The organism is Rhodococcus sp. WB9, assembly GCF_007558985.1.
GTDB classification, from domain to species: Bacteria; Actinomycetota; Actinomycetes; order Mycobacteriales; family Mycobacteriaceae; genus Rhodococcus_F; species Rhodococcus_F opacus.
Genome location: NZ_CP041769.1, coordinates 6454882 through 6475611 on the forward strand (window position 1 = coordinate 6454882; position 20730 = coordinate 6475611).

General features: G+C 68.9%; 7 protein-coding genes and 1 pseudogene. 5 read left to right on the plus strand and 3 right to left on the minus strand.

The genetic code is table 11. The features are described from left to right. The first annotated feature begins 12 nt into the window (after positions 1-12). On the plus strand, positions 13-849 hold the full coding sequence (locus FND50_RS30155) for a class I SAM-dependent methyltransferase (protein WP_144288123.1): 837 nt from the start codon (positions 13-15) through the stop codon (positions 847-849). Positions 850-880: 31 nt separating this feature from the next. Here the strand turns inward: FND50_RS30155 and FND50_RS30160 are convergent, their stop codons facing one another. Then, complete coding sequence (locus FND50_RS30160; protein WP_144288124.1) at positions 881-1525, minus strand: dihydrofolate reductase family protein; 645 nt, start codon at positions 1523-1525, stop codon at positions 881-883. 383 nt (positions 1526-1908) lie between these two features. Here FND50_RS30160 and FND50_RS37215 point away from each other — a divergent pair, with 383 nt between their 5' ends. Both FND50_RS37215 and FND50_RS30170 read left to right on the plus strand, forming a co-directional pair. Further along, positions 1909-2040, plus strand: coding sequence for a hypothetical protein (locus tag FND50_RS37215; RefSeq protein WP_259465681.1), 132 nt, complete (start codon positions 1909-1911; stop codon positions 2038-2040). 98 nt (positions 2041-2138) lie between these two features. Continuing rightward, positions 2139-3422, plus strand: a pseudogene (locus FND50_RS30170) (HNH endonuclease). 8 nt (positions 3423-3430) lie between these two features. Here the strand turns inward: FND50_RS30170 and FND50_RS30175 are convergent. Beyond that, positions 3431-4099: a hypothetical protein gene (locus tag FND50_RS30175; RefSeq protein WP_144288125.1), complete on the minus strand. Its 669-nt coding sequence runs from the start codon at positions 4097-4099 to the stop codon at positions 3431-3433. A 106-nt stretch (positions 4100-4205) separates the two neighbouring features. Between FND50_RS30175 and FND50_RS30180 the strand changes: the two genes are divergently transcribed. Continuing rightward, positions 4206-5213 carry an NAD(P)H-dependent glycerol-3-phosphate dehydrogenase gene (locus FND50_RS30180; RefSeq protein WP_144288126.1) on the plus strand — a complete coding sequence of 336 codons (1008 nt, stop codon included), beginning with the start codon at positions 4206-4208 and terminating at the stop codon, positions 5211-5213. Between the two features lie 135 nt (positions 5214-5348). Next, entirely contained in the window at positions 5349-20069 is a 14721-nt protein-coding gene (locus tag FND50_RS30185) for a non-ribosomal peptide synthetase (protein ID WP_144288127.1), read from the plus strand. Here FND50_RS30185 and FND50_RS30190 read toward each other — a convergent pair. Further along, positions 20004-20720 carry a M50 family metallopeptidase gene (locus FND50_RS30190; protein WP_144288128.1) on the minus strand — a complete coding sequence of 239 codons (717 nt, stop codon included), beginning with the start codon at positions 20718-20720 and terminating at the stop codon, positions 20004-20006. The two genes, FND50_RS30185 and FND50_RS30190, sit on opposite strands and share 66 nt — an antisense overlap. Positions 20721-20730: the final 10 nt, after the last annotated feature.

Genomic DNA, 20730 nt, shown 5'->3' on the forward strand with positions numbered 1-20730 from the left:
CGGAGTACCGAGATGGATGACACGATCGACGCAGTGCGAGCCGACCGCGACCTGAAGAACAAACACCGCGCCATGTGGGCTCTCGGCGACTACCCCACCCTGGCCACCGACATCATCGCCGGCCTCGGCCCCGCCCTGGTCCGGGCGAGCCGGGTCAGGCCCGGTGACCGTGTTCTCGACGTCGCGGCAGGCTCCGGCAACGCCGCCATCCCTGCGGCGCTGTCCGGTGCGAGCGTCGTGGCCGGTGACCTCACCCCCGAACTGTTCGACGCCGGCCGCCGCCGGGCCGCCGAACTCGGGGCCGAGGTGGAATGGCGCGAGGCCGACGCCGAGGCGATGCCGTTCACCGACAACGAGTTCGACACCGTGATGTCCTGCGTCGGTGTCATGTTCGCCCCGCACCATCAGGCCAGCGCCGACGAACTCGTCCGCGTCTGCCGGCCGGGAGGGACGATCGGTCTACTCAGCTGGACCCCCGAAGGTTTCATCGGCCAGATGTTCGCAACGATGAAACCGTATGCACCCCCGCCCCCTCCGGGCGCGCAGCCCCCGCCGCTGTGGGGTCGCGAGGAACACGTCCGGGCGCTGTTCGGCCACCGCATCACCGACATCGTGGCAACCCGACACACCGTGCGCATCGATCAATTCCGGTCGCCGGAGGACTTCCGTGACTACTTCAAGACCCGCTACGGTCCAACCATCGCGGTGTACCGGAACATCGCCGACGACCCCGCCCGGGTCGCCGCACTGGATCACGAACTCGCCGATCTCGCACGTCGTTTCGACCACGGCACCGGCAGCACCGTGATGAACTGGGAATACCTCCTACTCACCGCGCGGAAGTGGTAATTGCGGACGGAGGTCGCAACAGCCACCGGGATCAGTCGTGGCCGTTCTTGTTCCAGAACTGGTGGGTAAGCCCACTGGGGGAGGTAACGGTCTCGATGGTGAAGCGGTCTTCGATGCCGGCCAAACCCTCCCAGAGGAATACACCGCGCCCGAGGGCGATGGGCACGATCACCAGGTGCATGAAGTCGATCAAGTCGGCCTGCAGAAACTGCCGCACGGTCGAGGGTCCTCCGCCTATCCGGACGTCCCGCCCGCCGGCAGCTTCCTGGGCCATGCGCAGAACCTCATGGGGTGGCGCGTCCACGAAGTGGAAGCTGGTTCCGTTGGGAAAGTCGATGCTGGGGTGTGGGTAGTGGCTCATGACGAACACCGGTGTGTGAAATGGCGGTTCGTCGCCCCACCAGCCCCGCCACCCGTCGTCGGGCCACTCGCCGGTTTGGGGGCCGAACTTGCGACGGCCCATGATCTCCGCGCCGATGCCCTGGCTCCACAGGCTGGTCACGGCGCGGTCCAGGGTAATTGGGGCGTCTACCCGGTCGACCCCGTGGATGACGCGTCCGTCGAACCAATCGAATAGCCGTTCGGCACCGCCGATCGGGGCGTCGAACGTCACGTGCTCGCCGGCGGCGTAGCCGTCGAGGGAGATATTCATATTGTGGATCCGGGTGCGGGGCATGGGCGATTCCTCCAATAACCGGGTGCGGGATACAAATAGACAGACCTGAAGAGATGGCCGAACTCATCGCGGAACGTTGGAAATCGTATTCCCTCGAGCCGTACTCTGAGGCTGCAACCTGACAGCGCCGCGACCCGCACGCCATCCTCGGGGAATCACCCTTGCCGATGGACGGGTGGTCACCGCCACGGAGACGGGGGCCGAGATGGTGGGGTCGATCGGTGGGCCCATAGCGGAGCCGGTGGACATCGAGTCGTCCAAGGTCACTCGGCTGCTGGCACCTGTCGGTCGTCAACCGCTGACGTGGCGCGCAGGCCCGGGTGACGAGGTGCTGGCCGAGGACCTGCTCGCGTGTCCGCCGCGAGCCGCTGACGGGGCGGGTGGTGCCGGTCGACCTCGGGATGATGGTCGGGGAGGACGCCGCCGTCGACGTGGAGGCCGAGCCCGACCGTTGGCTCCGGTTCGACTGCACCGGCCCGCGGGGACGGCTGGCGGGACATGTCGGCCTTCGCTGAGCGGCACCGGTACCCAGCCTGCGATTCGGGCATTGCCCGGTCGGGACTTCGCTGCTAGAGTCGAACATGTATTCGAACGACCTTGGGGGAGGTTGGTTGTGGGGGCAGTACTTCTCGAGGAATTGCGCACATTCACGGCGCGACTGCAATGCGCCGAGGCGGCAAGTGGAGATCCGGGACTGGGCATAGATCTGCTCGATGCGATCGAGACTTTGAAATCGGTCGGGTGTGCGGTGCAGGCGGTGATCACCGACGACGTCGCGACGAGTATCCGCGCGGACCGCAGGGCTCGAGCGTTGCCGCAGGCGGAGTGGGACCGCGGTATTGTCTCGCAGATTGCGTTGGCGCGCAGAGAATCTCCGAACCGCGGTGGCCGACATCTGGGTTTCGCGCAGGCTCTGGTGCACGAGATGCCGCACACCCTGGCCATGTTGCGGTCGGGCCGGTTGAACGAATGGCGTGCGACGTTGTTGGTGCGGGAGACGGTGTGCCTGTCGGCCACGGATCGTTGAATCGTGGACCGCCGGTTATGCTCGGACCCGGCCATTCTCGACGGGGTCGGCGATCGTGGTCTGATCGCGCGGGCGAAGGCGTTGGCGGTGGAACTCGACGCCGCAGCGGTCGTGGCCCGGCACCGCAAGGCTGTGTCCGAACGACGGGTCACAACACGCCCCGCGCCGGACTCGATGGCCTACCTGAGCGTGCTGATGCCGGTCGAGCAGGCCGTGTGTCTGCAGGCGACCCTGGGTCGGGATGCGGACAGCCTGATCGCCACCGGCAACAGCGGTGGCCGCACCCGCAATCAGCCGATGGTGGACCTGTTGTTCGACCGCGGCACCGGAGCATCAGTGGCGTCGGGTGTCCCAGTGGCGGTGAATCTGGTCCTCTCGGACGAGACCCTGCTCTCCGGCGGGCACGAGGCCGCGCAGCTGCACGGGTTCGGGCCGGTGCCGGCCGGGATTGCCCGGCAGCTGGTGGCCGACGCCGTCGACAATGACACCGAGACGTCGCTACAGCGGGTGTATTCCTGCCCGCAGTCGGGGGCGCTGACCGCGATGGAATCGCAGTCCCGCACCTTCCCGAAGAGCCTGCGACAGCTGATCGACCTCCGCGACCACACGTGTCGTACGCCGTGGTGCGATGCACCGATCCGGCATCACGACCACATCCGCTCACGCAGGAAATTGGGAAAGACCACCGCGCGAAACGGGTCCGGGCTGTGCGAGGCCTGCAATTACGCGAAGGAAGCACCAGGGTGGACGGCCCGACCGATACAGCGGCCCGGCCACACCCATCTCGTCGACGTCGGCACCCCGACCGGACACCACTACCGGTCGGCGGCCCCATCGCTCCCGGTCCCGGCACACCTCCGAGCGTCATGACAGCGCGATCAAGCCTGGACGACGCCGACCACCGGGGCGTAATCACACGGCGGCAATGCTCGGCTGGTGTTGTCGAGGATGCTCCCGAAGACGACGAACACGATTGTGCCCCTGCCTGTCTCGAGGGTGTTGGACAGCGTGACGATGTAATCGGCCGGTCGCTCCTGATACAGCGGCGCTCGCCCCGACTGCATGGTGGTGAGGTTCAGCCAGGCGACCTCGACGAGGTCGCCCTGCAGCGGCGACGACATTGCCGTGTTCATCCCGCTGAAGAAGACGTTGACCTTCCCCGGCGGAATGACAGGGACAGGCAGGTTCTCGTCGACGGCGGGGCCGGCTATCGCTCGCGCGATACCGACCGAATCGTTTTGCTCTCCGAAACCGGCAGGGAGGCAGTCCGCAGCGGTGGTGTCGTACAGGAACGGCTGAGCTGTGCCCTCGACGAGATGAACCGATCGGGGGAAGTAGTTGTATCGCGGTGTACCGGCGGCGATGCGCTCGATGGTGGTCGTGATCGACTGCGCGGTGCGGGTGCTGATCGGCATGGCGGCCGACTGGAGGGCGGCTCGCACTGCCGCCACGTCGTCGAGCGGCGGGGGCGCAGCGTGCGCTTCACCGGCTGCCATGGAGACGAGCACACCGACACACGCTGCAAGTCCCGCAATTCGTCCACGCATGAATGGATGCTAGCGGCCGCAGGGACTTGCCGAATCAGCTTCGTGAACGCCCGGCAAGTGCCAGGCTTGAGGTCATGGACAGCATCAACACGATGGGTGATCGGTAATGGCCCGCCCGGTACGCGTCGTCGTGCTCGGCGCCGGGTCGTGGGGAACGACGGTGGCAGGTCTCGCCGCCCACAACACACCGACCCTGCTGTGGGCGCGGAACTCGGACACGGCCGACGAGATCAACAACGAGCACCGCAACTCTCGGTATCTCGGCGACCGCCCACTCCCCGACTCCATGCGCTCCACAGCCGACCTGGTGGAGGCGGCGCAGGAAGCCGACGTTCTCGTGGTCGGGGTGCCGTCGCACGCGGTCCGCAGCACTCTCGCTCAGATCGCCAACGAGGTGCGGGCGTGGGTGCCGGTGTTGTCGCTGGCGAAGGGGCTGGAGCCGGGAACGCGGCTACGACCCACCGAGGTGATCGCCGAGTGCCTGCCCGGGCATCCGGTCGGGCTTCTGGCGGGCCCGAACATTGCGCGGGAGATCGTCGACGGGCTCGCCGCGGCGTCGGTCGTCGCCACTCAGGACGTCCGGGTGGCCACGGCGTTGCAGCCGTTGTTCGCGTCCGCCGTGTTCCGTGTGTACCGGAACACCGATGTGCTGGGCTGCGAACTCGGCGGGGTGCTGAAGAACATCGTGGCCATCGCCTCGGGCATGGCCGACGGACTGGACGTCGGCGACAACACGCGCGCGATGGTCCTGGCGCGCGGGTTGGCCGAGATGACCCGGCTGGGTGAGGCGATGGGCGCGAACCCGCGGACGTTCGCGGGGCTGACCGGGGTCGGAGACCTGATCGCCACCTGTATGAGCCCGAGTTCGCGCAACCGGCGGGTGGGCGAGTTCATTGCCCGCGGCATGACGGTCGACGAGGCCGTCGCCAAGCTGGGGCAGGTGGCCGAGGGTGTGAAGACCGCTCCCACCGTGATGGAACTGGCCCGCGACTACAACGTGGACATGCCCATCGCCGCCGAGGTCGAGGCAGTGGTCGCGGGGCGGCAGACGCCGGAGGGCGCCTACCGGGGCCTGCGGAAAGTCGCTGCCGGCGGAGAGGATGAGGTGGCGTGACCGCACAACTGCAACCGGCGGTAGCACTATCTAGACGTTTCTAAGCAATCTCCTAGAAAACTGGGGCAGACTCCTGAATGGAGGCACCCCAGCAAGCAGCGTCGTGCGGGGACGTATGCGTGAGAGAAGTCAGCGATGAGTTCACCGACCTCGGTTGGTCCCGGAGACTCGTCGGCGCGCGCGTTCCCCCTGTCACCCGCGCAAACGGGGATGTGGCTCGCGCAGCACGTCGACCCCACGGTTCCGGTGTCGGTCGCCCAGTACGTCGACATCCACGGCGATCTCGACCGAAGCGTGCTGACTTCTGCGTGTGTCCGAGCGGCCGCCGAGTTCGAGTCGTTCTTCCTGCAGATCTCCGAGGTCGACGGGCAACCGCTGCAATGGGTGGAACCGAGCCTGGACGCTCCCGTCGGCTACCTCGACTTCCGTGACACGCCGGATCCGGAGGCGGCGGCGCACGCGTGGATGCGCACCGAAACCGCCAATCCGATCGACGTCCAGCGTGACCGCCTGACCGTCTCGTTCCTTCTCCACGTCGGACACGACCACTACTTCTGGTATTCGCGCGCCCACCACATCGCGATGGACGGTTTCGGGTCCGTCACGATGCTCTACCGGATCGCCGCGCTCTACACCGCCGCGGTGCATGGACTGCCGCCACCCGCGAGCAGGCCCGTCGGTCTTCGGCGCATCCACGAACTCGAGACCGACTACCGCAACTCCGCCCGCCGGGAGTCCGACCGGGAGTACTGGACCGAGACGATGCGCGGTGTCACCCGCGCGAGCACCCTCGTGCGCGGCTCCGCCCCTGCGACCGCCGGTTCCCGGGACGTTGGAGGAACGTTGACCACCGAGGTCGTCGACCAGCTCGAGAAGTGCGCGGCAGCGCACGGAGTCAATCCTGCGACGCTTACCGTCTGCGCGGTCGCGGGCTATCTGGCGCGAATGACCGGTGAGGACGACGTCACTCTCAGTCTCCCGGTGTCGGCCCGCACGACGGCGGCGCTGCGCCGGTCCGGCGGCATGGTGTCCAACGTGGTGCCGCTGCGCATCACGTCCGCGGGGACGGCGACCATCGGCGATCTGGTGTCCCGCACGCGCCTCGTGATGTCGGGTGCCCTGCGGCATCAGCGGTACCGGCACGAGGACATCCGCGCAGACCTGGGAAGCGCCCTGTCCGGGCCGCGACTGTTCGGCCCCGCCGTCAACATCATGCTGTTCCCCGAGGAGTTGGAACTCGGTTCGCTGCGGAGCCAATTGCATGTGCTGTCGTCGGGTCCGATCGAAGACCTCCTGGTGAACCTGTACCGGTACGGTCCCCGCGGACGTGTGCACCTCGATTTCAAGGCGAACCCGCGACTGTATTCGCAGGACGAGCTCGAGGGACACCACACGAGATTCCTGCGGTACTTCCGGCACTTCCTCGACGCCGATGCCGCCCACCCGATCGGGGAACTCCCGGTCCTCACGGAGAACGAAACCGCGGCGTTGGTCCCCTTCCCCGGACCGCCCGACAGCGTCCCGGTCACGCTCGCCGACGTGTTCCGCACCGCCGCACAGCATCCGGACGCGACCGCCGTCGTCGGCGCCGGCCGCACGATCAGCTACCGCGAACTCGACGGGCGATCGGATCGGATCGCTGCGACGCTGGCACGGTCCGGCGTCGGGTCCGGCGACATCGTCGCGGTGGCTCTGCCCCGGTCCTCCGACTACGTTTGCGCGGTCTGGGCCGTCGCCAAAACGGGGGCCGCCTTCCTTCCGGTGGATCCGAACTACCCGGTCCCCCGTGTTCGGCACATGCTCGACGACTCCCACGCGGCAGTCGGGTTGACCTCCGCGGAGTACGCAACCACATTGCCGGGCAGCATCGAGTGGCTACTGCTCGACGAGGCAGGCAACTCGAACGTCCACGATTTCCCCACGCCGGCAATACGACTCGACGACGCCGCCTACCTCGTCTACACGTCCGGATCGACCGGCGTCCCCAAGGGAGTCGTGGTCACGCACCGCGGGCTCGCCAATCTGGTCTCCGCGCAACGCACCCGACTCGACCTCGACAGTGCGGCGAGGGTTCTGCATGTCGCGTCGCCGAGCTTCGACGCCTCCGTCTTCGAGATGCTGATGGCGTTCGGCTCCGGCGCTGCTCTCGTCATCGCCCCGCCCGCGGTGTTCGGTGGATCCCTACTGGCGCAGCTGATGACCACCGAACACGTCACCCACGCGGTGATCACCCCGTCGGTCCTGGCGTCGATGAAACCCGGCGAGGTCGGAGGTCTGCTGCTGCGCACACTCGTCGTCGCCGGTGAGACGTGTCCACCGGAACTGTTGTCTCGGTGGGCGTCCCGATGCCGGATGATCGACGCGTACGGTCCGGCCGAGACCACCGTCATGGCGACCGTCAGCGAGCCTCTCGCCGAGTCCGGACCGGTCACCATCGGCCGGCCGATCCACGGAACGAGGGCCGTGGTCCTCGACCACCGGCTCCGTCCGGTCCCCGTCGGTGTGGTCGGCGAACTGTACGTCGCGGGGACCGCCCTGGCCCGCGGGTACCACCGCAACGCCCGGCAGACGTCGGAACGGTTCGTCGCCGACCCGTACGGACCACCGGGCACCCGCGTGTACCGCACCGGCGACACGGTCCGCTGGACCCGCGACCACGAACTCGAATACCTCGGACGCAGCGACGAACAGGTGAACATCCGGGGCCTGCGCGTCGAGCCGGGCGAGATCGACGTGACGCTCCGCCGGCATCCGGCGGTGCGATTCGCCGTCACCGTGATTCGCTCGCAGGCGGCCGGTGATCAGCTCGTGTCGTATGTGGTGGGCGCCGACACCGCGACCGAGCAGGAGCTGCTGTCGTTCCTCACCGCCGCACTGCCCCCGCATCTCGTGCCGGCCGCCGTCGTCGTGCTCTCCCACATTCCGCTGACCCCGTCTGGCAAGCTGGACCGCTTTGCTCTCCCCGGCCACGGCCTCCGGTCCCGTTCCCGGACCGCCCCCGGCAGTGAGCGCGAACGCACACTCCACACCCTCTACGCCGACATCCTCGGGACGTCCGATTTCGGTGTGGACGAGTCGTTCTTCGCGCTCGGCGGCGACAGCATCATGGCGATCCAGTTGGCCTCCCGGGCACGGAGTGCGGGAATCTCGTTCACTCCGCGTGACGTGTTCGAGCAGCGAACGATCGCCCGTCTCGGCCAAGTCGCCGGAAACGACATCGACAGATCGGTGCTCGAAGAACTCCCCGGCGGCGGGGTCGGCGACATGCCGCTCACCCCGGCCGCCCGATTCCTGTTCGACCGGGCCGGCGTCGTCGACCGGTACGCACAGGCCGTGGTGGTGGAACTGCCACGGGGCATGGATGCGGAGAGATTGCACACGGTGATCGCCGCCGTCATCGAGCGGCACGACGCACTGCGAACGCACCTCGTGCGCGGCTCGGACGGGACGGCGTTTCTCACCGTAAGACCGGCAGGCGCACCGCTGCCGGAGGACACGATCCTGCGGGTTCCGCTGCCCGCCGACGCCGACCCGGCGCCGCGAACGAGGGACGAACACGGAGCCGCGATCCGCCGGTTGAATCCTACTGCGGGCGTGATGATGCAATGCGTGTGGCTCGATCCCGGACCAGGCGACACCACCCGCCGCGGGCGGCTCCTCCTCGTCGCCCATCACCTGGTGATCGACGGGGTCTCGTGGCGAATCCTGATCGGTGATCTCGCCGCAGCGTGGGCGCAGGTAACGGCGGGGGTACCGCCCACTCTCGCACCGATCGGCACCTCCCTGCGCCGGTGGTCGCACGGCCTGATCGAGGAGGCGCAGCGGCCGGGCCGGCTGTCCGAGCTGTCGTTCTGGCGCACCATGACTGCCGGCGAGGATCCGCCGCTCGGCACCCGCCCACTCGACGCGCGGCGTGACGTGAATTCCACCGTGGATCGGGTCCACACGGAAGTGCCTGCAGCCGTCACGCACTCGTTGCTGACCGACCTCACAGCCGCCTTCCGGTGCGAGGTCAACGACGCACTGCTCACCGCCCTCTCCCTCGCCCTCGCCCAGTGGCAGCGCCGGCGGGGACGACCGGCCATCGCGCCGGTGATCCGGCTCGAGGGGCACGGCCGCGAGGAAGCGGTGCTCCACGGCGCCGATCTCTCCCGCACAGTCGGGTGGTTCACCAGCATCTTCCCGATCCGCCTCGACCTCGGGGACGTCGATCTGGACGAGGCGTTCGCGGGCGGGCGCTCCGCGAGCACTGCGATCAAGTCCGTCAAGGAACAATTGCGTGCGGTGCCCGACAAGGGCATCGGCTACGGGCTGCTGCGGCTTCCGGGAGACGGCATCGGCCAGGTCGCCTTCAACTACCTCGGTCGTCTCGATACCGCGGATACCGAACGCGAGTGGCGCCCGGTGCGGGAGGGCACCGCCGTGTTCTCGTCGGCGGAACCGTCGATGCCGGTCACCGCGCTGATCGACATCACCGCGTTCACCACCCACGGCGTCCTCGACGCCACCTTCGCATACCCGACGGGTGCGATCGCGTCCGAGGACGTGCGGGCGCTGGCCGATTTGTGGGAGCAGGCACTGACAGCCCTCGCCACGGTGGCCCGTTCTCCGCACGCCGGTGGGCTCACCCCCTCCGATCTGCCGCTCGTCGCCGTGGACCCGAACGACATCGTCGAGTGGGAGCGGGACCGGCCGGGTCTACTCGACGTGTGGCCGCTGACGCCGTTGCAGTCGGGCCTGCTGTTCCACGCGGCACTCGCGGGCGCGGACGCCGACCCGTATGCGATGCAGGTGGTCCTGACCCTGTCCGGACACCTCGATCAGGATCGACTCCGGCGCGCATGCATCGCCGTCCTCGCGGGGCACGCGAACCTGCGCACCGCGTTCGTGCGCGACAGTCGCGGCGTCCCGGTGCAACTCGTGCTCGACGACGTGCCGTTGCGGTGGCGGCAGGTCGAGCTCACAGACGGCGACACGGGCGAGGTTGCCGAGGAGATCCTGCAGGGCGACCGCACCGCCCGCTTCGACATGTCCGCCCCGCCGCTGATTCGGTTCACCCTGCTGTCGCGAGGGCCGAACCGCGCCGAACTGGCGATCACCGCTCACCACATCGTGCTGGACGGCTGGTCGATGCCGTTGCTGGTGCGCGAAATCTTCACCGCCTACCAACGCGACGACGTCCGCACCGAGCCGCCGGATTCGAGCCCGTACCGCGACTTCCTGAAATGGCTGGCGGAGCGGGACATCGAAACCTCGGCGCGGGCGTGGGCCTCGGCACTCGACGGCATCACCGAGCCCGCCGCGCCGGCCGAACCCACCCCCACCACGTCGGAGACGGTGCTGGAGCTGAGCGAGGAGGACACCCGAAAGCTGACGGCCCGCGCGACCGAGCTCGGCGTCACGCTGAGCACGATCGTTCAGGCGGCCTGGGGAATGGTCCTCGGGCAGGCGACCGCCCGGGACGACGTCGTGATCGGCGCGACCGTGTCCGGCAGGCCCGCGGACGTCGCCGGGGTGGAGAGTGCGGTGGGATTGTTCGTCAACACCGTGCCCGTGCGGATCCCGCTGGATCCCGGCATCGATACCGCCACACTGCTCGGCTGCCTGCACGCCGATCACATCCGTCTCCTGGAACATCACCATCTGGGCCTCGCAGACATCCAGCGGGCAGTCGGCGTGACGCCGCTGTTCGACACGCTGGTCGCGTTCGAGTCGTACCCCGTGGACCGCAGCGCGCTGCCGGAACCCGTCGACGGACTCACCCTGGACGGGGTCCGCGCACACGATGCCTCGCACTACGCCGTGACGCTGGCGGCGACGGTGTCCCGGACCCTGCGGCTGACAGTGAAGTGCCGGTCACGCCGGTACGACGGGGCGGCCCTGCTCGCGCGGGCCGGCCGCGTCCTCGAGTGCATCGGCAGGGATCCGCACGTCGTCCTCGGCAGGCTCGATCTTCTCGGCGAGCAGGAGCGCGAGCGGGTTCTGCGCACCTGGAACGCGACGGACGCCCCGGTGCCCTCGCAGACCCTGGTGGACGTGTTCGACGCACAGGTCGAGCGCTCCCCCGGCGCCGTGGCGGTGGTCTTCGGCCCGGATCGACTGACGTACGCGGAGTTCGACGCACGGGCGAACCGGCTCGCCCGGTATCTCGTAGCGAAGGGAGTCGGACCGGAAACCGTCGTCGGTGTCGCGGCTCCCCGCTCGATCGAGCTTCTCGTCGCGCTGCACGCGGTGCTGAAGGCCGGCGGCGCCTACGTGCCCGTCGACCCCGAGCAGCCGCCCGAACGCACTGCACTCGTCATCGACTCGGCCGCACCAACACTGGTCCTCACGTCCGGTTGCCGGAATCGCACGGTCCCCGACGGAGTCGCCGTCGTGGATCTCGACGTGCTCGACGCCACCGGGTACAGCCCCCGACCGATCACGGATTCCGAGCGACGCGCAGCACTGCATCCGGCGAACGCCGCATACGTCGTCTACACGTCCGGTTCCACCGGACGGCCCAAGGGCGTGACGGTGACCCACGAGATGATGGTGAACCAGTTCCGCTGGGCGCAGACACTGACGCCGCTCGACGGTTCCGATGCGGTACTGCACAAGACCCCGCTCACCTTCGACATCTCCGCGTGGGAACTGCTGTGGCCCTTGCACACCGGTGCACGGGTGGTGATCGCCGCACCCGACGGACACCGCGACCCCCGCTACCTCGCGCGGATCGTCGCGCAGGAGTCGATCACCACTCTCCACGTCGTACCGTCGATGCTCGATGCCTTCCTGGAGCAGTGCGGGCCGCGGGCACTCTCGACGCTGCGCCGCGTGTACTCGGCCGGAGAGCCCCTGTCCGCGGCGACGGCATCGCGATTCAGGGAACGCGGCAGCGCCGCGCTGTACAACTGGTACGGCCCGTGCGAGGCGGCTGCGGCCACCTCGGAGTCGGTCGACGGCAACGAGTTCGGCACCGCGGTCGCCATCGGCCGCCCCATTCACAACATACGTACGTATGTACTCGACAGCCGGCTCCGACCGGTGCCGGTCGGGACGAGGGGCGAGTTGTACCTTGCCGGTGGGCACTTGGCGCGGGGGTATGCCGGACGCCCCGATCTGACCGCCGAACGCTTCGTCGCCGATCCCGTCGGCGGAACGGGCGGCCGGATGTACCGCACCGGCGACGTGGTGCGGTGGAACGAATCGGGCCGGCTCGAGTATCTCGGCCGCAGCGACTTCCAGATCAAACTCCGCGGCCAACGCATCGAACCCGGCGAGATCGAGTCCGCACTCACGTCCGACCCGGCGGTGACACACGCGGCGGTCACGGTGCACCGCGACCCGGAAGCGGGAGACCGGCTGATCGCCTACGTCGTGCCCGCGGACGGTGTGCCGCCGGACGAAGGCCGGATCGTCGACCGTCTCACCGGTCTGCTCCCGGCCTACATGATTCCCTCCGCCGTCGTCCCGCTCCCGGCGCTGCCCCTCACCACCAGCGGGAAGCTGGATCGCGCCGCCCTACCGGAACCGGTGCCCGCGCAGTCTGCGTCCGATCCGCCCGCCACCCCCATCGAGGACGTGGTCGCGTTCGTGTTCGCGGAGGTCACCGGCACCGGCCGGGTGGGCCGGAACGACAACTTCTTTGCGGCGGGCGGAAACTCGCTGACCGCGGCGCAGGCCGTCTCCCGCGTCGGAGCGGCGCTGGGAACCTCCGTCGACATCCGCGAACTGTTCGACCACCCGACGGTCGCGGAACTGTCGGAGTATCTCGCGAAACGAACGCACGAGATCGAGCGGGCGCTCCTGGTCCGCCGCGCCCCGACCGCGCACGTGCCGCTGTCCCTGGCGCAGCAGCGTGTGTGGTTCCTGAACCGGCTCGACGGACGCTCGGCCACCGACAGCATTCCCGTCGTGCTCCGCCTCACCGGCACGCTCGACGAATCGGCTCTGTGTGCGGCGGTGGGTGACGTGATCGAACGACACGAACCCCTGCGCACCGTGTATCCCGAACACGACGGGATCCCCTGCCAGCACGTTCTCCCCGCCTCCGCCGTGCCGGCGTGCACGGTCCGGAGGACGACGGACCCGATCGCCCGGGTCCGCGACCTGCTGTCGGCGGGGTTCGACCTCACCGCTGAACCCCCGGTTCGCACCGAGCTTCTCGCGGTGAACGCCGACGAGTGGGTGCTGACTCTCGTCGTCCATCACATCAGTGCGGACGGGTTCTCGCTGGGACCACTCGCCCGGGATGTGATGGCGGCGTATCGCGCCCGGGCGGAGGGCGACTCCCCGGGCTGGACGCCACTGCCCGTCCGCTACGCCGACTACGCCATCTGGCAGCGTGAACTGCAGGACGGGCAGCGGGGCCTGACGTATTGGACGCAGACGCTGTCCGGGTTGCCCGAGTTACTCCCCCTGCCGTTCGACCGTGCCCGCCCGCCCGTCGCGACGCACCGCGGCGCGAACGCCGAGTTCACCATCGACGCCGAGATTCATCGGCGGATTCGTGCTCTCGCGCGGACGCACGACGCCACTCCGTTCATGGTGGTGCACGCGGCGCTGGCCGTCCTCGCGGCCAGGCTCGGCGACACGTCGGACATCGTCGTCGGCGCGCCGATCGCGGGACGCGGGCCCCGCGTACTCGACGACCTCGTCGGGATGTTCGTCAACACACTGGTGCTACGGACAGATGTCTCGCTGCACACCACGTTCGCCGACACACTCACCCACGTGCGGAACGTCGATCTCGCCGCGTACGCCCACGCGGACGTCTCGTTCGAGGAGGTCGTGGAGGCGGTCGCGCCCGCTCGGTCCCGCAGTCGCAATCCGCTGTTCCAGCTTGCGCTCGCCTATCACAACACGGTGCCGGTCGTGATCGACCTGTCGCAGGTGTCCGCCGAGATCGTCGAGATCAAGACGCACACAGCGAAATTCGACCTCCAGCTCACCGTCACCGAATCGGTCGACGACGCAGGCGGCCCGGGGCCACTGTCGTGCGTCTTCACGTACGCCACCGATCTGTTCGACGACGCCACGGTCGCGGGATTCGCGGACCGGTTCCGGCGCATTCTGCGGGCGGCGCTCGCACACCCGTCCGTCGTGGTCGGCGACATCGACATGCGGGACCCCGCGGAGCAGCAGGCGCGGCACGACGGACCGCCGTCGTTGCTGCAATGCACACTGCCCGACCTGATGTCCGCCGCCGTCCGGCGGAATCCGGGAGGGTCGGCGCTGACGGCGGACGGCCGGTCGATGACGTATCGCGAACTCGACGCCGAGTCGAATCGGCTTGCCCGCGCCCTGATGCGGCGCGGGGTGGGACCCGAGGCACTCGTGGCGCTCGGTCTGCCGCGGTCCGTCCTGTCCGTCGTCTCCGTGTGGGCCGTCGCGAAGACGGGTGCCGCGTTCGTGCCCGTCGACCCGCACTACCCCGCCGCGCGGGTCCGGTATCTGATGGACGACTCCGGCGCCGCCCTCGGGCTGACCACCGTCGCGGACCGCGAGGCCCTGCCGGACGGTACGAACTGGTTGGTGCTCGACGACCCGGACTTCCGAACCGAATGTCGCGGTTGGTCTTCGGCTCCGGTCACCTATGCCGACCGCTCTCGGCCGCTGGATGCGCGCCATCCGGCGTACGTGGTCTACACGTCCGGTTCGACGGGAAACCCCAAGGGAGTGGTGGTCACCCACACCGGTCTCGCCGACTTCACGGCGGAACAGCGGGATCGGTATTCGGTGACGGCGTCGTCGCGCACGCTGCACGCTTCGTCTCCCAGCTTCGACGGCGCGGTGCTGGAGATACTGCTCGCGCTCGGTGCGGGCGCCTGCATGGTGCTCGCACCACCGATGGTCCAGGGTGAGAACCAACTCACGGACCTGCTGGCCCGCGAGCGGGTCAGCCACGTGTTCACCACACCGACGGTTCTGGCGACGGTCGACCCGCGCGGCCTGCACGACCTGCGGGTCGTCGTGGTGGGCGGCGAACCCTGCCCGCCGGAACTCGCGGCGGTGTGGGCCGAGCAGGCGCAGATGTTCAACGGATACGGTCCGACCGAGACGACGGTCATGACGAGTATCAGTGATCCCTTGGCGGCCGGCGGGCCGGTCACCATCGGCCGCCCGGTCCGCGGCGCCGCCGTACTCCTGCTGGATTTGCGGCTGCACCCGGTTCCGACGGGAGTGGCCGGCGAACTCTACATCTGCGGGCCGGGTGTCGCCCGCGGCTACCATCGCAGGCCCGCGCTGACCGCCGCGCGCTTCGTCGCCTCCCCGTTCGGCACAGCCGGGGAGCGGATGTACCGGACGGGCGATGTGGGTCGTCGGCGTCGCGACGGGTCGATCGAGTATCTGTACCGCAACGACTCGCAGATCGAACTGCGCGGCGTCCGAATCGAACTCGGCGAGGTCGACGCCACACTCCTCACCCATCCGGCCGTGAGATTCGCGGCGACGGATGTGCGTGAACTCCGGGACGGCGTCGAGGTTCTCGTGTCGTACGTGCTGCCTGCTCGGAACGAGACGGTCGATCCGGATCAGCTGATCCGCTACGCGGCGACGCGCCTGCCGACCCCGCTGGTGCCCGCGATCGTGGTCGTGGTGGACGCCGTCCCGCTCACCGCCAACGGGAAACTGGACCGCTCGGCGCTGCCCGACCCCGCTCCTGCGGCAACCGAGTTCGAGGCCCCGCACACGCCCGCCGAACGGGTGGTGGCGACAGCGTTCGCCGAGGTGCTCGGACTCGACCTCGTGGGGCGGGACGAGAACTTCTTCGCCCTGGGCGGCAGTTCCCTGTCCGCCACGCGCGTTGCGTCCCGGATCGGTGCCGCGCTGGAGACGACGGTGCCGGTACGTGCAGTGTTCGACTCGCCGACCGTCTCCGCGCTCGCTGCGGCCGTCACCGAGCAGACCGACGGCGCGACGCACGTCGCCCTGACCGTGCGTCCGCGCCCGGCCCGCGTGCCGCTGTCGCCGGCGCAACAACGATTGTGGTTCCTCGCCCGCCTCGCACCCGGATCCCCCGAATACAACATCCCGATGGCGTTGCGGCTCAACGGAACACTCGACGTCGCCGCCCTCACCGCGGCCGTCGCGGACGTGGTGGGCCGTCACGAACCGCTGCGCACCCTCTACCCCGACAGTGACGGTGTGGCGTACCAGCAGTTGGTCCCGGTGTCGCGGGCCGCTCCCACTCTCAGTCCGACACCCGTGTCCCGCGGCGACGTCGCCGCGCGGGTTGCGACGTTCGCGTCGAAGGGTTTCGCCCTGGGCGCCGAACCGCCGATCCGTGCCCGGCTGTTCGCCCTCGCCCCCGACGAGTGGGTGCTCGCCGTCATGGTCCATCACATCAGCGCGGACGGGTTCTCGGTGCCGCTGCTCGTCCGCGACGTGATGACCGCCTACGAGGCGCGGGTTTCGGGCCAGGCGCCCCGGTGGGCCGAACTTCCCGTCCAGTACACGGACTACACCCTGTGGCATCACGAACTGCTGGGCGACCGCGACGATCCACAATCCGTTGCCGCGCAGCAACTGTCGTATTGGAAGGAGACGTTGTCGGATGCGCCGGAACAGCTGTCCCTCCCCGCCGACCGGCCACATCCCGCGGTCGCGTCGCACCGCGGCGGCACAGTCGAGTTCGCGCTCGACGACGTGCTCTACCGTGCGGTCGAGCACACCGCTACGGCCCTTGCCGTCACCCCGTTCATGGTCGTGCACGCGGTATTCGCGGTGCTCCTCGCGAGGCTCGGCGGATCCACCGACATCGTGATCGGCACCCCCGTCGCGGGACGCGGGGACCAGGCCCTCGACGACCTGGTGGGCATGTTCGTCAACAACCTGGTCCTGCGCACCGAGGTGATTCCCGCGGAAAGCTTCGCGGAACTGCTCGGCCGCGTGCGGGAGGACGACCTGGACGCGTTCGCGCACTCCACCGTTCCGTTCGAGACCGTGGTCGAGGTCCTCGATCCCGCCCGGTCACGCGCACGCAATCCGCTGTTCCAGGTGGCCCTGTCGTTCCAGAACCTCGACCACACCGCGCTCATCCTGCCCGGACTGCGGGTGTCGGCGATGACTCCCCCTACCCGGTCGGCCCGATTCGACCTGCAACTCACCGTGACCGCCGATCCGGACCCGTCGACGGACCGCACCCGGCGTGCGGCGGTGTTCACGTACGCCACCGATCTGTTCGACCACCACACCGTCGTGACCATCGGCGAACGTTTCATCCGGACGTTGAGCGAGGCCGTCGCACAACCGGATACGGCCGTCGGCGACCTCGCCCTTCTCGATCCGGACCCGGATGTCCCCACTGCGGTGCCGTCCTCCGGGGAGACCCTCGTCGATCTGTTCGCGCGGCAGGTCGCCGGTTCGCCGGACGCGACCGCCGTCGTCTCCGGAGATCGTGCGCTCACCTACCGTGAACTCGACGAGCACGTGAATCGACTGGCCCGCCACCTGATCGGCGCCGGCGTCGGCCCGGAGTCCATGGTGGGACTGGCGATTCGTCGCTCGGTCGACCTCCTCGTCGGAATGTATGCCGTATCGAAAACAGGAGGGGCGTACGTGCCGATCGACCCCGATCAGCCCGCGCAGCGCAATGCCCAGATCATCCGGTCCTCGGACACACGCGTCGTCCTCACCACCGAGCGCGACCGGTTCGACCTCTCCGACGTCCTGCCCACGGAGACACAACTCGTCGTCGTCGACCGACTGGACCTCTCCGGTATCGATCCGTCGCCGATCTCCGATCTGGACCGGATCGCGCCCCTGCGGGCGCAGAACCCCGCGTACGTGATCCACACGTCGGGATCGACGGGTACCCCCAAGGGGGTCGTCGTGACCCATGCGGCCGTCGTGAGCTTCCTGAGTTGGCGTCAGGACACCGACCCGCTCGGCGCGGACGACACGGTGATGCTCAAGTTGCAGTACACGTTCGACGCCTCGGTCCGCGAATTCTGGTGGCCGCTGATCGCCGGTGCGCGGCTGGTGATCGCTCGACCGGACGGTCACCGCGACCCGCGGCATCTCGCCGAGCTGGTCGGACGGCACCGGGTGACCGCAGCATACTTCCTTCCCCTCATGCTGGCCGAGATCCTGGCGATCCCCGACGCGGACCTGACGTCACTGCGGCAGGTGTCGTGTGGTGGCGAGGTCCTGCCGCCCGGCACGGCACACAGTTTCCACGCGCGGTGCCCGGACGCGACGCTGTACAACGAGTACGGCCCGACCGAGACGGCGGTCGCGGTGACCCGCACGGTCGTCGGCACGGTGGACGCGACCGTCCCGATCGGCGTGCCGCAGAACGGCGTCGGCGTGCTCGTGCTGGATTCGCGGCTGCATCCGGTGCCCGTCGGCGTTCCGGGTGAGCTCTACCTGGCGGGTGCCCAGTTGGCGCGCGGCTATCTCGGACAACCGGGGGTGACGGCCTCCCGATTCCCGGCCAATCCGTGGGGACCGCCCGGTCAACGGATGTACCGCACCGGCGACGTGGTGAGTCGTCGCCGAGACGGCACGATCGACTACCTCGGCCGGCGCGATCTCCAGGTGAAGATCCGCGGTCAGCGCGTCGAACTCGAAGAGATCGAGACGGCACTGCGACGCGATGCCGCCGTCGCGCACTCCGCGGCGGCCGTGTACGAATCAGCCGCCACCGGCGTCCGGCTGGTCGGCTACGTCGTGCCGCGGCCGGACATGGTGGTGGATACCCGTGCTGTGTCGGCGGAACTGGCGCAGCGACTGCCCCGGTACATGGTGCCCAACCAGATCGTGGTGCTGGGGGCGCTGCCGTCCACACCCCACGGCAAGCTGGATCGACGGGCGCTTCCGGATCCGGGTGTGCCACGGGCGCAGCGGTTCCGTCCCCCGACGACCCGCACCGAGAAACTGGTCACCGCGGTGTTCGCGGACACTCTCGGCACAGGTCTGGTGGGGCTGGACGACAATTTCTTCGAACTGGGCGGCAACTCACTGTCCGCGACCAGGGCTGCGTCCCGACTGCACGCCACGACTCGGGTCGAGGTCCGGCTCGAATGGTTCTTCGCGGACGCGACCGCGGAGAGCATCGCCGGGCGAATCTCGTCGAGTTTCGCCGCGGCCTCCGACACCTCCGCCGGACTCGGGGTGCTGCTGCCGCTGCATCCTGACGGCGGACGCGAGCCGCTGTTCTGCATTCATCCGGCCGTCGGGTTGGCCTGGTGCTACGCGGGATTGAGTACGCATCTCGGCCCCGACCGCCCCGTCTGGGGTGTGCAGTCCCCCGCCGTGACCGTGCCCGGCGAACGGTTTTCGTCGATCACACAGCGGGCCCATCGATACGTGGAGGAGATCCGCCGTGTGCAACCGCGGGGGCCGTACCACCTGCTCGGGTACTCGGTGGGTGGCGTGATCGCGCACGCGATGGCCGTCGAGCTGCGGTCGCTCGGCGAGGAGGTGCGTGTGCTCGCGATGATCGACAGCTACGCGTCGGCGGAGCGGGACAGCCCGGCACCGACACTGCCGGAACTGCTCACAGAATTCGGCGGCGGGGCGTCGGAGCAGCTCGGGCCCGAGCAGCTGACCCGGTTGTACGAGGACTACGTCGACGTCGTCGACGCTGCCGCCGACTTCGTTCCGGGACACTTCGACGGCAACCTTGTGTTCTTCGGCGCGGCCGGGGACGGATCCCAGCCCGTGCCGGCGAGTACGACGTGGCGGCCGTGGATCGACGGGGACGTCATCGCGCACACAGTCGACCGCCCTCACGCGCGGATGACCGACCCGGACGCGCTGGCCGTCATCGGACCGATCCTGGCCGAATACCTCGCGGGCGCGTCAGCCACTGACGGGACGAAGAATCCACCAGCCACCCAGCGCGAGACAGCCCAGCGTCACGAGTAGGGACAGACCCACCCAGACGATGCCGGGCACGCGGGTGAGTCGCGCCAGCTGATCCGCATCCGACTCCGGGGCCGCGCCGCGGGCCCGTTGCCGCTGCAGTTCGAGGACCGGGCGCGGCGCGGCGACGAGCATGAACAGGGTGATCAGATACGCCGCGGCCACCTGCTGGTCCTGCGTCCCGAACCACACGATTCCGAACAGCAGCGCCCCGACCACCGTGAGGGAGAACAACCCGTACAGGTTTCGGACGAGGATCAGCATGGCTGCGAGAGCGACGACACCGATCCACAGCACCGCGACCGCGTGCTGGGTACCCAGCACGCGGGCCGCGCCGAGCCCCAGAACGGCAGGACCCACGTAGCCGGCGAACGTCATGAGGACCACACCGAGCCCGGTCGGTTTACCGGACGAGATGGCCACACCCGATGTGTCCGAGTGCAGCCGCACCCCCTTCAGCGTTCGACCGAACAGCAGGGCGACCACCAGATGCGCGCCCTCGTGCACGATGGTCACCACGTTGCGGGTGACTCGCCAGGCGTGCGGTTCGAGGACGAGTATCACCGCCACCACCGCCGTGACCTGAACGATCCAAGGAGCCGGCGCGGGGCTGACGGCGCTCATGCGCTCCCACAGCGATTCAATTCCATTCATCGGCGCCGAG

Bases quoted from the DNA above. Each gene is read 5' to 3' on its own strand.
- FND50_RS30160 (WP_144288124.1), bottom strand. From the start codon at position 1,525: ATGCCCCGCACCCGGATCCACAATATGAATATCTCCCTCGACGGCTAC.
- FND50_RS30175 (WP_144288125.1), bottom strand. From the start codon at position 4,099: ATGCGTGGACGAATTGCGGGACTTGCAGCGTGTGTCGGTGTGCTCGTC.
- FND50_RS30180 (WP_144288126.1), top strand. From the start codon at position 4,206: ATGGCCCGCCCGGTACGCGTCGTCGTGCTCGGCGCCGGGTCGTGGGGA.
- FND50_RS30185 (WP_144288127.1), top strand. From the start codon at position 5,349: ATGAGTTCACCGACCTCGGTTGGTCCCGGAGACTCGTCGGCGCGCGCG.
- FND50_RS30155 (WP_144288123.1), top strand. From the start codon at position 13: ATGGATGACACGATCGACGCAGTGCGAGCCGACCGCGACCTGAAGAAC.
- FND50_RS30190 (WP_144288128.1), bottom strand. From the start codon at position 20,720: ATGAATGGAATTGAATCGCTGTGGGAGCGCATGAGCGCCGTCAGCCCC.